The sequence below is a fragment of the Leptolyngbya sp. AN10 genome, assembly GCF_050565645.1.
Lineage (GTDB): Bacteria > Cyanobacteriota > Cyanobacteriia > Leptolyngbyales > Leptolyngbyaceae > Leptolyngbya.
Map to the genome: position 1 here is coordinate 137,621 of NZ_JBNXVP010000007.1, position 14,730 is coordinate 152,350.

The 14,730-nt window shown below is 47.3% G+C and carries 12 protein-coding genes; 4 read left to right on the forward strand and 8 right to left on the reverse strand.

Translation table 11 applies throughout. From position 1 onward, the window contains the following. Positions 1 to 51: 51 nt before the first annotated feature. The 3 genes from fabD to ACQ4M5_RS12335 form a co-directional block, all read right to left on the reverse strand. The gene (fabD, locus tag ACQ4M5_RS12325; protein ID WP_430675912.1) at positions 52 to 921 is read right to left on the reverse strand and encodes an ACP S-malonyltransferase; all 870 of its coding nucleotides are present in this window, start codon (positions 919 to 921) and stop codon (positions 52 to 54) included. 13 nt (positions 922 to 934) lie between these two features. Then, a complete protein-coding gene (locus ACQ4M5_RS12330; protein WP_430675913.1) occupies positions 935 to 1,981 on the reverse strand; it encodes a methyltransferase in 1,047 nt (348 codons plus the stop codon). A 419-nt stretch (positions 1,982 to 2,400) separates the two neighbouring features. Further along, positions 2,401 to 2,937, reverse strand: coding sequence for a type ISP restriction/modification enzyme (locus tag ACQ4M5_RS12335; RefSeq protein WP_430675914.1), 537 nt, complete (start codon positions 2,935 to 2,937; stop codon positions 2,401 to 2,403). Positions 2,938 to 3,415: 478 nt separating this feature from the next. Between ACQ4M5_RS12335 and ACQ4M5_RS12340 the strand changes: the two genes are divergently transcribed. Further along, positions 3,416 to 3,871 carry a holo-ACP synthase gene (locus ACQ4M5_RS12340; RefSeq protein ID WP_430675915.1) on the forward strand — a complete coding sequence of 152 codons (456 nt, stop codon included), beginning with the start codon at positions 3,416 to 3,418 and terminating at the stop codon, positions 3,869 to 3,871. Here the strand turns inward: ACQ4M5_RS12340 and ACQ4M5_RS12345 are convergent. The 5 genes from ACQ4M5_RS12345 to ACQ4M5_RS12365 form a co-directional block, all read right to left on the reverse strand. After that, positions 3,846 to 5,054, reverse strand: a complete 1,209-nt coding sequence (locus tag ACQ4M5_RS12345; RefSeq protein ID WP_430675916.1) for a DUF7453 family protein — start codon at positions 5,052 to 5,054, stop codon at positions 3,846 to 3,848. The two genes, ACQ4M5_RS12340 and ACQ4M5_RS12345, sit on opposite strands and share 26 nt — an antisense overlap. 329 nt (positions 5,055 to 5,383) lie before the next feature. Next, a complete protein-coding gene (locus tag ACQ4M5_RS12350) occupies positions 5,384 to 6,469 on the reverse strand; it encodes a methyltransferase (protein WP_430675917.1) in 1,086 nt (361 codons plus the stop codon). A 261-nt stretch (positions 6,470 to 6,730) separates the two neighbouring features. Then, the gene (locus ACQ4M5_RS12355) at positions 6,731 to 7,873 is read right to left on the reverse strand and encodes a methyltransferase (RefSeq protein ID WP_430675918.1); all 1,143 of its coding nucleotides are present in this window, start codon (positions 7,871 to 7,873) and stop codon (positions 6,731 to 6,733) included. Positions 7,874 to 7,914: 41 nt separating this feature from the next. Further along, positions 7,915 to 8,265, reverse strand: coding sequence for an antibiotic biosynthesis monooxygenase family protein (locus tag ACQ4M5_RS12360; RefSeq protein WP_430675919.1), 351 nt, complete (start codon positions 8,263 to 8,265; stop codon positions 7,915 to 7,917). Between the two features lie 123 nt (positions 8,266 to 8,388). Then, positions 8,389 to 10,230: an NACHT domain-containing protein gene (locus ACQ4M5_RS12365; protein ID WP_430675920.1), complete on the reverse strand. Its 1,842-nt coding sequence runs from the start codon at positions 10,228 to 10,230 to the stop codon at positions 8,389 to 8,391. 685 nt (positions 10,231 to 10,915) lie between these two features. On the opposite strand from ACQ4M5_RS12365, the gene ACQ4M5_RS12370 reads away from it, so the two are divergent. From ACQ4M5_RS12370 to ACQ4M5_RS12380, 3 genes are all read left to right on the forward strand, one after another. Further along, a complete protein-coding gene (locus ACQ4M5_RS12370; protein ID WP_430675921.1) occupies positions 10,916 to 11,872 on the forward strand; it encodes a methylenetetrahydrofolate reductase in 957 nt (318 codons plus the stop codon). A gap of 327 nt (positions 11,873 to 12,199) precedes the next feature. After that, positions 12,200 to 13,492: a beta-ketoacyl-[acyl-carrier-protein] synthase family protein gene (locus tag ACQ4M5_RS12375; protein ID WP_430675922.1), complete on the forward strand. Its 1,293-nt coding sequence runs from the start codon at positions 12,200 to 12,202 to the stop codon at positions 13,490 to 13,492. After that, positions 13,489 to 14,730, forward strand: coding sequence for a beta-ketoacyl-[acyl-carrier-protein] synthase family protein (locus ACQ4M5_RS12380; protein WP_430675923.1), 1,242 nt, complete (start codon positions 13,489 to 13,491; stop codon positions 14,728 to 14,730). Before ACQ4M5_RS12375 ends, ACQ4M5_RS12380 begins: the two co-directional genes overlap by 4 nt.

Below are 14,730 nucleotides of genomic sequence, written 5' to 3' on the forward strand. Positions count from 1 at the left end.
GGCGACGCGGGAAATAGAGGATTCACGCACCGGGAGAACACCGTCGGATGATTAGCACGTTGTCTCCAGCATCAATTGGTCTGGACAGGTATACTGAATCAAATTGGTTAAGACTTGACCCGGACCCACTTCTACCACTCTTTCAATCCCCTCTTGATGCAAGCGCAAAGCTGTTTCGCGCCACCGAACCGAACCTGTCATTTGCCGCATCAGACGAGACTTTAACTCATTCACTGCGATCGCAGGAGACGGATCAACATTAGAAAGCACTGGAATTTTTGCAGGCTGAAACTCAACGGTTGCCAAAATTTGATTAAACACCGTGGCTGCCTCGGCAACAAACGGCGAATGAAATGCACCACTCACTTTTAGAGGGACAACTTTTCGCGTTTTGACAGCAGCTAACACTTCCTCGATCGCGGCTTCGGCTCCTGAAATCACAAGCTGCCCTGGATGATTGTCGTTGGCAAGAACAACATCTGACACGGTTTGAAGCTGGCATTCTAGATGAGCGCGATCGCACCCAATCAACGCGAACATCTTCCCCGTGCTGACCTTGCTCATCAACTCAGCTCGCTGCTTGACAAGTTGTACTCCTGTTTCAAAATCAAACACGCCAGCGACGTGCAGCGCAGCAAATTCTCCCAAACTATGACCTGCAACGAGATCGGGCGTTTCTCCACGCTGCTGTCTCAGTTCCGCTACGATCGCTGAAACGACAAAGAGACAAGGTTGGGCGTAGCGCGTTTGGAAAAGCAATTCTTCTTGTTGGCAGACTTCCAGAACTGACCAGCCCAAGAGGTCTGCCGCTTGCTCGAATCTTACTTTTGCAGTTGCCGTGGTCAGGAGATCCCAACCCATGCCTACAGTTTGGGAGCCTTGTCCTGGAAAAACCCAAGCAGTTTTCAAAGGGTGTGTCATGTTCTAAAACCTCTCAAGTGCGGACGGCTTCAATGATGCTGAAGGGTGAGCGAGTCGGAATCACATGGGACACTGTTAAACCCACTGAGGCTAACAAGACTTGATACTGTGCTTCTGTTCGCTCATACCCTCCGGTTGACATGATCAATGCTTCCATGTCCACAATTTTGCTGAGAGCAGGTTCGTTAGACGGCGGAACCAGCATTTCCACAAGCAGTACGGTTGCATCGTGATTCATCGCTGTACAGCACTGCTTGAGAACTTCTTGTGCACGATCGTCATTCAGGTCATGAATCAGGTTCTTGAGAATGTAGACATCGCCCTTGGGCATTGGTTGAAACGCATCACCTGAGATGAATTGACAGCGATCGATCACACCCTGCTGCTTCAGATAAGTCTTGCAAGCATTGAGTCCAGATTCAGCATCGACAATGATTCCAGACTGATGGGGATTGACTTGAAGCAGTTGCGCCATGAGCTTGCCATAGTTTCCTGGAATTCCAACTTCTACCACCGTGTTGAAGAGGGAAAAGTCATATCCTGCAAACACGCTGGAGTCAACGTTGTCCAGCAAACTGACCATGCTGCGATCGAATTGAGCCGCGATCGCAGGATTGTTTTGATAGTACTCCTCGAATGGCATCTGATGCTGGTGGTCAAAGGCAGGCAGTCCAGTTTTGACGCTGTAGAGAACATCGTCCCACATCTGCCAGTGCCAATCTTCACCGATCACGATCGCATAGTCGCGCAGAGAGTTGGGGGCACTGGTGATGAGCGTTTCGGCGCGTGGGGTTAACTCAAATTCGCCCGTTTCAGTTTCAGCAAAAATTCCCATGCTGGCAAGGGCGCGAAGGAGACGATAAAGCGATCGTGGCTCGGTTTGAGTTGCTTCTGCGAGGACTTGAATGTTCTGAGGACCAGAGATGAGATGGTCAGCGATACCTAATTTTGCGGCAACATGAATCGCTTGTGAGGTGCGATAGGCGTTTGCCATTTGGAGCATCATGACCTGGGGCGGGATGCCCTGATTCGGGGAAGAGGTGGGTTTGGCGGTGATCATAGTTCAGTGATGGATAAATGTTGCTTTAAGGTTGAAGCTTTGCAGTGTTTGTAAGTCAATGAACAGAATAAGATTGTGGGGTGTTCTTCCGAACAGGAATCTTGCCTGTTCCACAAATTCACCAATTATCTAAATTGTCCAACTACTTGTTTTCTATTGCTGTAGTTTTTTATTGCTGTGGGGTCAATTGCTCTAAGAGGATGTTTGAGAAGTATGGGAAGACTCTTCGCCGCGATCGCGTTCCGCCCGTGATTGGAAATCACGGTCTATCGGGAAAAAGTCCACTAAAGGGGACTGGAAGCGAGGGATAGAGAACGCTTCAGTCTGTTTCAACAGACTTTGTTCCGATAGCCCCGAATTCCATTCGAGGGGCGATTCAGGCGATCAACGATTACTTTTCAAACATCCTCTAACTACGATCATTGCTGTTGCAGTACACTATCAACCTGTTCCATGAGAGTCATCATGTCCGCAAGCAGCGTCACAATGCGCTGATACTGCTGAATGCTATGGTCGCAAAGAGTAGAGTGCTGCCGCGCTTGGAGCCACTTCTGACAAGGTTGCTGTCCTCCCAAAGACCAATTCCACACCTTGGCAGGAATGCCCCGAAAATACTGGGTGTCATTAATCCATACACTACCTTCCTCAGAGTCTGGAGCAGAGGAAGTATAGCTTACGGTGTCAATGCGATCGCTGCCCAACACTGGGAACTGAATTCGAGGAAGCTGACGAGACTTCTGCAACCGATTGAAAACCGCATCTATCCTTGGGTGATGCGTAAATTTAGCCCGTCCTGACTCATAGGACACTGGAACGCGGTAAACTCCTGATTGACGTTCATATCGATTGAAGTAATCTCCCTTGGGACGAGGCGATTTTACGGAAGAACTAGGCTGGGGACGACGAAAATAGCCGCGCAAGTTAACTTTAGAATTGACGCTCAGATGGGTTTGCATCGAACTGACCGTACAGAGATGAATGGTTAATCTCTAGAGTGTCATATTCTTTTGCGATCGCTGTCTAGCTCATGATGTAGCTCTGTACAACTTATGTCAGTCTTGTTGCTTCTGTCGAAATTAACTGTTTTACTATGCCTTTACTATAGCAATCCAATTTGAGTTGTAAGATTCGGGAAAGCCCCCAACCCCCAATTCCTACCGTGTACACACAAGTCTTGGATCGCTTCGTTTCAGTCGGCTTCAGCCCCCTAAATCCCCCAATTCTGGGGGACTTTGAAGGACGAACCCTTTCTGGAATTGGAGACCTTTTTCTAGGTCAAAGTCCCCCAATTTTGGGGGATTTAGGGGGCGAAGGATCTCGGCAATGACCGACGAATCAAGAATTGTTCGACTTGTGTGTACACGGTAGAACCCCCAATTCGGGGGCTAAGAGTCTTGTTCCCCCAAACTTGGGGGCTAGGGGGCTAGATCAATCGTGCGACTTACAACTAATTTGGGATTACTATATGCCATGCTGATTGTTAGAAACAGTGTTCAGAAGGTTCATCGGTTCAGCTCAAATGCTCTTTCAGACTACGATACCGCCTTTCTTTCGGACTATGAATACCAGTATTGTTCACGAAAAGCGAATCCTGCTGCTTCACGCGCTGGAATTTGGTGTGCGAAGGCAGCTTTAATCGAAGCAATCAACGAACTTTACACCTGTGAAGCAACCGCTCAATTTTTCCCTTTGGAACGGACAGAGGTTGAGATTCGGCACGAACTCAATGGTCGTCCCAAGGTTGAATTGAGCGATCGCATTAAACAATGGTGTGATCAACAAGGCATCACGATCGAGGTCTCTATCAGCCATGCAGGTGACTATGCGGCGGCTGGCGTTCTAATTCGCCGCTCTAATTTGTCCTCTAGGCAAGCACCTTGTAGCCCGTAAGGAACGGCTGAGCGCGGAAGATTCCTTCCGTACCATCTGCCAGAACCGCACCAAACGCCAACTGTCCCGCACCATTGAACGCTTCTCGACCACCAAATAACAATCGCGATACTGTCGAAGACCCCAATTGATCTCCCACTGCAATCACTTTATCTAGCACTGGATCTGATCCAACAAAGATTCCCTCTTTACCGTTGTCGAGTGTCGCTTGGAAGGCAACATCGCCCTTATTGTTGAGCGATGGATCTGAGAGGAATTCACTGAAGGGTCCATCTGATGTCGCGATCGTTTCTGTGTTGCCATTGAAGTCGCGAACATAGATACCAGATGAATGGTTATCAAGCTGAGCAAGAAAGGCAACGGAACCCTGATTGTTAATCGAAGGTGCACTAAAGCGATCGAACTCCAATTTACTATCTACGATTGTTTTGATTTGCTGTCCATCTCCAGCGAAGATGCCTCGTTTCCCATTGTCTAGACTTGCAGTAAAGTAGACCGTACCGTGATCGTCTAGAGCAGGCGGCGCATAAATCGTGAATGGACCATCTCCCCCGATCGTAGGGATTTGCTTGTTGAACGAATCGAACTCTCCAAGACTACTCGCGATCGTGCTAATGTGTCCCCCTTCGTATAAGAAGACACCCACATCGAATCGTGAATTGATCCCGATAAAGGCGACATCGATCGAGTCTAATCGATCGTTGATCGAAGAGGGTCCAAAAAACTCAAAGTTGCCAAATTCTTCAACGAAGGTGTCACGAGAGGCAACGGTCATAAAAAAACTACCATTCCCGACAAACACTCCACTCGCGGCTAAAGGCGCATCAATACTCCCACCGAAGGTATTGCCTGTAAAAGAAACAACACCATGATCATTAAATGAGGCACCGAAAGTGATATCTAGACCACGCTCGAAATCAGCAATGCGATCGATTCGCTGACCATCGCCCGTCAGAATACTGCCGGGAGGAGCATCGGGAGCAACGAATCCTTCAAATGCCAGTACACCACTTTCGTTAATTACAGGTTGGCGGAACACTGTAAATGGTTCAGTACCAACACCGCTAATTGGCGTGAATTGATACGTCGGAATGTTGTACTGCTGAATAAAATTCCGAATTTCATCTAAGGTATCAACGTTTTCTGGAAGATCTAACGTGATGTCAAGAACAACAGTGGACATGGTAATTTTCCTAATAATTTGGAATTCAATTAGTAATCAACCAGGAAGCCGCAATGTATAAAAACTGCGTGGTTTAAATGATTGCAAGCCCTGGAGCTTTCACATCGCTGCTGCGTTGGTGCTCCGATTGTGGTTTGTGCTGCCCTAAAACTACTGATTACATTAACAAACAAATTGTAAGAATGGTTTAAATAAACAAAAAAACTGGAAGCAAATTTACTTCCAGTTTTGATTCAGACTTTATCGGTTTAGCGATTACGATTAATGGTCGCGCACTTCTGAGCGATGTGTGTGAGTAATAGCTTTCCAATTCTTCTAGTGTAGCGATATCAAGCTTTTACTGCTTCGATAATGCTGTTCGCTGTGCGAGTTGCAATCATCCGAGTCATGCGAAAGCCAGCAGCTTCTAGCAAAGATTGATACTGACTCACAGTGCGCTCATACCCACCCGGCGTAATCAGCAGCGATTCTAGGTCAATAAACTTACCGACAAAAGGATCATTGCCCTTAGGCATCATCATCTCAACAATCAAGAGCTTAGCTGTCGATGACATCGCTGCATAACAGTTTTGCAAAATTTTGATGGTTCTTAGATCGTCCCAGTTATGGAGCACAAACATGAGCAGATAAGCATCTCCTCCAGAGGGAACCGCGTCGAGACAATGCCCTTCGACAAGCTGAATCCGCTCTTTGATCGCGACGGTCGGATCAGTTCTATCTGCTTGTGCGATCGCAGGTCTTGCAGATTCAATCACGCAAGGTAAATCATACAAAACACCTTGCAAATGAGGATGCGCTCTGAGCAGTGGAATAAGCGAATTGCCATAGCCACCGAATAGATTAACATCCACAACCTGATTCAGGTTTGTAAAGTCGTAACACTCTACAAGCGATGCAGAAGCTCTCGCAGAAATACTTGTTTTGGAAGGTCCGTGCTTTCTGCCAAACTCAGGGTTTTGCTCAGAATAGTCGAAAAAGTTCTGTCCGTACTGCCGATCGAATGCAGCTTGCCCCGTTTGAACGCTGTCGCAGAGATTTCCCCAAATCTGCCAGTGCCACGATTCACCGAGCAATTTCACTGTTGCAGCAATGCCATCGGAGACATCGCTGCGTAGATATTCCCCAATGGGTGTGAGATGGAACTGACTATCTTCTGCTTCGGTAAACACTCCCAAGCTTGCCAATGCTCGTAGAACCCGATAAAGCGATCGAGGATGGGTTCCGGTCGCTTGCGCGAGTTCTTCCACCGTCTGAGAGGACTTTGCCAGCAAATCTGCGATTCCTAATTCCGCTGCAACATAGATCGCACGGGAAACCCGAAATCCACCGATCATTTGCAGCATAGCAATTTGAGGTGGCAAATGAGGCAGGACTTTGGGAGCGTTGGCAGAAATAGTTGGTTGGGTTGCAGTCATGATAATTTTGTAAAAAACAATATTGGTCTTAGAGGGTGCTTGAAAAGCAATCGTTGATCAAAGCAATCGTTGATCGCATTCACCCGCCCGGAGATTAATCTCCGGGCTAATCGTGGGAAGCCCACTAAACTGGGCTAAGAACTTCGTGTTGTGCTCCCAGTCCGCTTCAGCGGAGTTTCCTCCATTAGCCCGGAGATTAATCTCCGGGCGGACTCGCAACGCAGCAAAGCCGCTTTTTATACTGCTCAAACATCCTCCGCATTACACAGGAATGGCTTCAATCACACTCCAAGGACAAGAAGTTCCATAGATTCGGGTCAGTTGAAACCCTGCGTTCGACAACAGCGATCGATACTCTGCTTCGGTTCGCTCCACACCACCGAACACTGCTAACATCTCCAAATCCAGCATTTTACTGAGGCTAGGAGTGTTGCCTGGAGGAACAACTAATTCCACGAGTAGCAGTTTACTGTTGCGGCTCATTGCACGGCGGCAAGATTTCAGAATCGCGATCGCATTTACATCATCCCAATCGTGAATGATGGTCTTGAGCAGATAAGCATCGGCTCCTTCAGGCACCGATTCAAAGAAATCTCCTGCTACTAAGGTCGTGCGATTCTCAAAGCCGTGTAGTAAGTCTTGCTGTCGCGTGCTTTCAATCACAGAAGGAAGATCAAACAAGATGCCGGAAAGGTGATCCCATTCTTGAAGCAATGCGACGAGAAAACTTCCTTGTCCACCCCCCACATCAACCAAGGTTTGAAAGGCTCCGAAATCGTAGGCGATCGGTAGGGCTTGATTTGCCATAACCGAGGTATTTGTCATTGCTCGATCGAACTGATGACCTGCCTCTGGATTGCGCGTTGCAAAGTAGTCGAACAAATTGGAAGTGTCGAAGGTCTGCTCTAAAGCTGTTTTGCCTGTCTTAACACAGTCAAAAAAGTTCCCCCACACCTGCCAATGCCAATCTTCAACAAACATCACAGCCGCATCGTGCACCGAATTGGGATGATCGGACTTCAGCGTTGCCGCGAGGGGAGTTAATTCAAAACGACCGTTTTCCTGTTCAGTGAAGATGCCTAAACTCGCAAGCGATCGCATCACCCGGTACAGGGACGGGGCATGAACACTCGTTAGGGCTGCAAGTTCTTGACTGGTCTTCGGTCCAGTTGCTAGTAAATCTGCAATCCCCAGCTTTGCAACCACGTAAATTCCTTGAGAGATGCGATATCCGGTGATCAATTGCAGCATCGTCGCCTGGGGAGGAACAAGCTTCGATCGCAGCATTCCCAACGAATCGGTCACTCGCGTCATCGTGCGAATGAGGACTGCGGGAGGTAATTTCTGCTTTGGCTTCCGTTGATTTGATTTTGCAGGTGAGTGAGTGGATTTTGCGAGAGCCATGATGTTGAAGAAGGATATTGAGAAGTAGAAGTGAATGTGAACTAGGCTTGCTTCATGTACTGAACTTCGTAAAGCACCGGATCAGACTCTGCAATCTCGCCAATTGCAGGCATGTGCGCGATCGCTTCAGGATTCTTGAAAATTGCTCGAAAGTCTTCGACGCTGCGCCACTGTGCATAGTTCGTCACACGTGTTCCATCTAAAGAGGCATGGATATTTGCGCTAATAAATCCAGGTAGGTTAGCCATCGTTTCTTCTGTTGCATCGACCAGTAGCTGAACTAACTTCTGTTGGTTTTCAGGAGCAACTTTGAAGACGTTGATTAATGTGACTAATTCTTGTTCCTTCGAGATTGTCGTTACTAGGTTCCCACGTGGTGTTACTGCTGTCATTTTTGCCTCCTAGTAAGGGTTTATGAATTGTTGCTACTTTATACTAGCGGAGCAGCATTTTTCCTATGAGAAGCTTACGTCTAAGTTGTGTCTTATTTAGGTTTGATTCAAGCTGTCTATCAATTAGTGCGGTAGGTCGCGATAGAAGGTTCGGACTGGCGTTTTCACCATTTCAAGCGCCCGAACTGGAGGATTGAGAGCTAGGCTCTGTTCAGATACCACTGCGCTCTGTGAAACTCCCTCCTCAAGCAAACGCTGGAGGTACTGAAGCAAGCGTTCGGGTTGCGGTAATAGTTCAAGCGTGAGTAGTACAACCTCCTGCCAACAGGGATCAAGCAAGCGATCGCTGAGATTGCTCAAGGTAGTTTCTAACTGATCCGGGTCTTGCGCGATCGCACAAGCTGCGAAGTATTGGTGTAAAGTCCGATGAGAGAACGAATAGATTCCCCGTGCTCGTTCGGTTAGAAGTCCATGCTGGGATTCGATCGACTTCAGAATTGTTTCACTATCGAGATAAGTTCCAAAATAAGTTCTCCAATCTCGTATATCGTTCTCAATCCACTGTTGTAGTTCTGATTGCTCAAAAAAATATTGACCCTGCTCAAAACTATGCAGCGCAATTTGACCGACAAGATACTCTTTCTGTTGTACCGTTAACTCCTCATCGCTGCTACGATCGATCTGACGTTGTGCATCCCACTCCCTTAGCAAGACATTAGCTGCTTCTCGATAGAGGTCAGAAATCGGGGTAGGAAATGCTTCTAAGTCCTCGAAGATAATGCAGACTAATGTGAGCAAGAGTGGACTGGTTGCAAGTTCTCGAACTGCACTGTTCCGCTCTAGTTCCTGTAATAATTGTGTACCCAGCATCGGAGTTTTACTAAACCAGCGAGTCACGAAGCTAGAAATCTCCTCTACTCTAAAATCCGCGATCGTCGTCTCGGTAAACTGCTCCAACGTATACCCTTCTGCTGTTCGGCAGGTGATCACGAAACGGTTGGAATGGAATCGTGCGACGAACCGACGAACTTGAGCCAGCACATGATTTTTTTGACTCGGATGCACTTCATCTAGTCCATCTAGCAAAACCAGTGCCTGTCCCTCGTGCAGAATGCTACGAATGAGTTGAGCGATCGTCGGTTGATGTCCTGCATACAAGTTAATCAGATGGGTGAGTAGATGTTCGTCGGTGTCCTCTGTGCAGAAATCCTTTAAGGAAATAAACAGCGGAACAGAATCAGGGTGTAGGTTCCCTTCGATACAGTCCAGCGCAATTTGCTTTAATAAAGTTGTTTTACCAGACCCAGGTTTGCCGAGAATCAGAAGTTTCTCAGATTGAGAGATCACACTTGATGCTGAAACAGTATCTTGAGCGCCTAAGTCTATCCAATCCGTTCCCGAAGTTCCAAACCATACACTGTTTAATTCTGCCCTACTGAGCCGCCGATGGCGATTCGAGCGAACCTGTAAATTGGTTTGAATATAGACCTGCTGAAGCGGCATTGGTTGAGCCATATCGAGTACCCGTACACTAGCGCATCGTTGTTCGATTTGACTCCGGAGATGCTGCCGCAGTTGGAAAGCAGGGTTTAGATCAGGCGGATTTGCTGGCATACAATCAACTGGCATACAATCAAGAGGGAAGCAAGGAAGTTCAGAAACAATCTTGAAAGAGTCTGCATCATCTGTTTGTAAATCTGTTTGTAAATTAAGATTGGAAACACCCAAATCTGGCTCGTCTGCTAAGTCCGCAACTTCACCCCAAGGTAACTTCAGCGTATTGCAGATTTTGTGAAAATTTTCGCGTCCGACTGGTTTACCCGCAAAGAAATTTTGCACGGTCGCCCGCGAGATTTCTACTTCAGCCGCGAGATCTATCTTAGTTGCGAACATCACAACTGCACGGTTAGCGCGGTGGATACCACTGCTTGATGCTTTCAGAGAACGACGAGATTTGATAGACATCACCCACTCCCTATAGTTCTGAAGCCGACACTATTATAAAAAACTTGAAAGAACAATCGAATTGCAAACGGGAATCACCAGAAGCGGAGCGAGCAGATAAATGATCTCGGACTGTCCCAGGTGATCCAGGTTGTATACGATCGCACTCCGTTTAGAGTTGACGCTTTTGAATTTGATTGGCGAAAACTCGATCGAGTTTTTCAGTCGCGACAGATTAGTAATAGTTGCTTACAGTAAGCTATCCTCTAATTCATAAAATGTTAAGTACTTGACAAACAAAGTATATTCATGAAGTCTTTAAGTTTCTCAATTAGGAAGTGATGCACAGGTTGAACATAAAAGCAACAATTCCGAAGCATTGATTAGACACGAACACAGACAAATCATGTGATACTGAAACAAACAAATTAATACAGTGTGAATCACTGAAAATCGTAGACAAGAGCTTTGCATAGCGACGAACGTAAGCTGTCTTAATTCACAGGAACCATGTGGAGTTCTACGAACGCAAATTTTGAGAAAGTTGTAAGAAAGTATCGAGCAATTGCTCCACATCTCTACACAAAGATAGAGGCTTTTTATCCAAATTGAAAATTCAGAAATAGCGGAATTGTTGTTATTTTTATTACTTCAACAACTGGCGCTTAAACAGTTTTTTTCTTACCAACATATCTTCCTGCTGAAAATGACTCCCAATAAATTACAAACTTTACTGACAGCGGGGCATTTCATCATATCTGCTGAACTCAACCCACCTCGTCATTACAATATCGATACTTTCATTGCAAGAGCACATCAGATGAAGCCCCATGTTGATGTGATTCAGGTGAGTGACAATGCTTTAGGGCAAGCACGGCTCTCTAGTGTCGTTGCAGCTTATTTCTTGCAGCGAATTGACATAGAACCTGTTGTGCAGTTTAGTTTGCGCCACCGGAATCGAATTGCACTGCAAGGTGATTTACTCAGTCTCGCAGCTTTGGAGATTCGCAATCTGATTGTTTTGCGGGGTTATCCTTGCTCGATCGGTAGCGATCCCGATGCCAAAGATGCAACGGATCTTGAACCCATTGCAGCGATCGCAGCCATTCATCGGCTCACTGAGACCGGACAACTGTTTAATGGGGAAGCGATCAGACCCGCACCTGACTTTTATATGGGCACGATCGCAGCACCTCAAAATCAGAGTAGTCTTGATGCAAGCATTGATGATCTAGAAACTAAGATCAATCAAGGTGCAAAGTACATTCAGCTTCAAGCGGTTTTTGAACTAGAATCGTTAGAGCATTGGATGACAGCGGTTCGCGATCGCAAGTTACATCAACGGGCGCACTTCCTAGCTTCGATGTATCCCTTCCGCAGCTTGAAAGCGCTAGAGCATTTAGCAGCCCGACTTCCAGGCATGACGGTTCCAACTGCATTAATGACGCGAATTTCAGCCAGTCGTAACACTCAAGCTGAGTGCATGAAGACCACGATCGATCTAGCACAAGGAATCAGCAGAATTGAAGGTATTCGAGGATTGCATCTGCGATCGATGTGGCTCGGTGAGAACATCGCGCAAACCTCACAACTATTGAGAACCATCCGAAGCCAGGTTCCTGTTGCAAGCAGCGAACAAAGCAAAGCGTTAACACAGCTATGAACAAAGTAAAAACGAACTGGAGAAGTCGTGACAAGCCCTAAATATCAACGGATTGTTTACGACTTTAGAGGGTGTTCGAGAAGTAATCGTGGATCGCATTCACCCGCCTGGAAATGAATCTCCGGGCTAATCAGGGGAAGCCCACTGAACTGGGCTAAGAACTCCGAATTGCGCTCCCAGCCCGCTTCAGCGGGGTTTCTTCCATTAGCCCGGAGATTTATTTCCGGGCGGACTGGCAACGCAGCAAAGCCACTTTTTATACTTTTCAAACACCCTCTTAGATCTACAAGTCATCTAAAGCACCATCATTCACCTTAGGAATAGCATATGTCGATTTATCAGAGTGATACCAAGCGAGTCGTTGTAACCGGAATTGGTGTGGTTGCTCCCTTGGGAATTGGCAAGAAAGAGTTTTGGAACAATGCGATTCGTGGACGCTCCCATCTAGAAGCTGATCCCGAAATGGAATCAATGGGAATTAAGAGTAAAGTACTTTGCCGCGTCCACGATTTTAATTTGGCAGACTACTGCACAGATGAGGAATTCGACAAGCTCGATCGTGAGGATCGCGTGGTGCAGTTTGGGGTCGTGTCAGGTTCATTGGCGATCGAGGACTCCGGACTGGATCTTGCACAAGAAGATCCGGATTCGATCGGCATTATTTTCTCTTCTGCTATTGGGGGAACGCCGTTTATCCAGAAGATTTATGAGCAAGTCACCGATTTAGGTCGGCAACCCATTCGATATATGCCCGTTGGTGAAACGTTCTACAATGCGGGGATGTTCAACTATCCGGCTGGACTGTTGGCGCATAAACATAACATTCAGGGAGCTTGCACGTCGCTTTCTACAGGTTGCACTGCTGGCTTAGATGCACTAGGATTAAGCATCGAAATGATTCGCTCCGGTGAAGCTAAGATTATGCTGGCAGGAGCTTCAGAAGCACCGTTAACCAGCTTGACCTACGCTACACTCGATGTGATTGGATCGCTCTCTGTCGCTGATTGTGAGCCAGAGAAAGCATCGCGCCCCTTTGATGCGAAACGGGGCGGCTTTGTGATCGGGGAAGCAGCGGCAGTGTTGGTGCTAGAGGAACTAGACCATGCCCTTGCACGAGGAGCACATATCTATGCTGAAGCGATCGCATACGCTAGTGTCAGCAATGCGTTTCACATGACCGACCTGCCGGATCACGGGATTCCGATGGCAGCGGTTGTACAGCGAGCAATGGAGCAAGGACAAGTCAAGCCTGAAGAGTTGGACTACATCAACGCTCACGGAAGTTCTACACCTCAAAACGACTTGTTTGAGACGAATGCCTACAAGAAAGTTTTGGGTGAGCAAGCCTATCAGATTCCAATCAGTTCAACCAAATCGATGATTGGACATTCGCTTTCGTCTGCAAGTCTCGTCGGAGTGGTTGCAACCTTGGGCGCGATCGAGTTATCGGTCGTTCATCCGACTGCAAACTATGAGTTTCCTGATCCCGCTTGTGATCTCGACTATGTTCCAAACGCGGCTCGTGCTCATCATGTGAACACTGCAATGCTAACAGCAAGCGGCTTTGGTGGAATTCACTCGGCTGCAATTCTACGGAAATTTAATGGAGCTACGACATGAACTATGGTGTTCCGCTCACTCAGAGAGTTGTGATTACTGGGATCGGTGTTATCAATCCTGCTGGCATTGGCAAAGATGAATTCTGGAACAATATTTCTAGTGGTAAATCTGGGATTCGCAAAATCACACGCTTTGATGCTGAAGGGTTTCCGACTCAAGTTGCAGGGGAGCTTACTGACTTTGTTCCCGGTGACTATATTCCAGGTCGTTTTGTTGTCAAGACCGATCGCTTTACTCACTATGCATTAGCAGCGACTGAGTTAGCGCTGCGAGATGCAAATCTGGATCTATCCCAAGAAGATTCGTATCGTGTGGGGGTCTGGTTTGGCAACAATGCAGGCGGTTGGGACATTGCTGAACGCGGCTTTTATGAGTTGTACAATGATGGTCCAACAATGGTGAATCCTTGGCAGGCAACCGCTTGGTTTCCCACAGCGGCTCAGGGATTTGTAACCATTCGCTATGGAATTCGCGGCTATAGTAAAAGCTTTGTCTGCGATCGTGCGAGTGGTGCAAGTGGATTGTACTTCGGTGCTAAGTCGATTCTGCAAGGTCACAATGATGTTGTTCTAGCAGGCGGCTCTGAAGCACCCATCACTCGATTTGGGATGACCTGCTACTATGAAACTGGAGAACTGAGCAACAATTCAGACCCCGATCGCGCTTATCAACCTTTCGATCGCGATCGCAGTGGAATTGTTCTCGGCGAAGGAAGTACCGTCTTGATTCTAGAATCAGCAGAACACGCGATGAAGCGCGGCGCTAGAATCTATGGTGAAATCATGGCGGGACATACCGCAACCGATCTCAGTCCTACAAGCAGTCGTGCCTTTGAGCGGTCAATGGAAAAGGCACTGCAAGAAGCGGGTATTGCACCAGATCAAGTCGATTTAATGCTGGCGGAAGGCTGCGGGACTCAGATGAGCGATCGCGTTGAAGCTCAAGCGATTTCTGCGGTATTTGGCGAGACAGTGAAATCACTCCCTGTTTCAGTTCCTAAAGCACTCTACGGGCATCTATATGGTGCAAGCTGTGCGACAGAAGTGGCTTGTGGACTGTTGGCAATGGACACCAACACGCTGCCGATGATGCAATCGATCGAGCATCCCGATCCCGATTGTCCGCTCAAGTTTGTCGATCGACCGACTGAGCAATCTATCGATCGTTTTATGGTGAATTCGCGAGCGCGAGAAGCGGTGAACTTCTCCTTTGTAGTGGGACGAAATTCGCTCAGTTAG

Coding starts and splice junctions, on each gene's coding strand:
- ACQ4M5_RS12335 (WP_430675914.1), bottom strand. CDS start 2,937: ATGCAAACCCATCTGAGCGTCAATTCTAAAGTTAACTTGCGCGGCTAT.
- ACQ4M5_RS12380 (WP_430675923.1), top strand. CDS start 13,489: ATGAACTATGGTGTTCCGCTCACTCAGAGAGTTGTGATTACTGGGATC.
- ACQ4M5_RS12330 (WP_430675913.1), bottom strand. CDS start 1,981: ATGATCACCGCCAAACCCACCTCTTCCCCGAATCAGGGCATCCCGCCC.
- ACQ4M5_RS12370 (WP_430675921.1), top strand. CDS start 10,916: ATGACTCCCAATAAATTACAAACTTTACTGACAGCGGGGCATTTCATC.
- ACQ4M5_RS12360 (WP_430675919.1), bottom strand. CDS start 8,265: ATGACAGCAGTAACACCACGTGGGAACCTAGTAACGACAATCTCGAAG.
- ACQ4M5_RS12345 (WP_430675916.1), bottom strand. CDS start 5,054: ATGTCCACTGTTGTTCTTGACATCACGTTAGATCTTCCAGAAAACGTT.
- fabD (WP_430675912.1), bottom strand. CDS start 921: ATGACACACCCTTTGAAAACTGCTTGGGTTTTTCCAGGACAAGGCTCC.
- ACQ4M5_RS12355 (WP_430675918.1), bottom strand. CDS start 7,873: ATGGCTCTCGCAAAATCCACTCACTCACCTGCAAAATCAAATCAACGG.
- ACQ4M5_RS12350 (WP_430675917.1), bottom strand. CDS start 6,469: ATGACTGCAACCCAACCAACTATTTCTGCCAACGCTCCCAAAGTCCTG.
- ACQ4M5_RS12375 (WP_430675922.1), top strand. CDS start 12,200: ATGTCGATTTATCAGAGTGATACCAAGCGAGTCGTTGTAACCGGAATT.
- ACQ4M5_RS12365 (WP_430675920.1), bottom strand. CDS start 10,230: ATGTCTATCAAATCTCGTCGTTCTCTGAAAGCATCAAGCAGTGGTATC.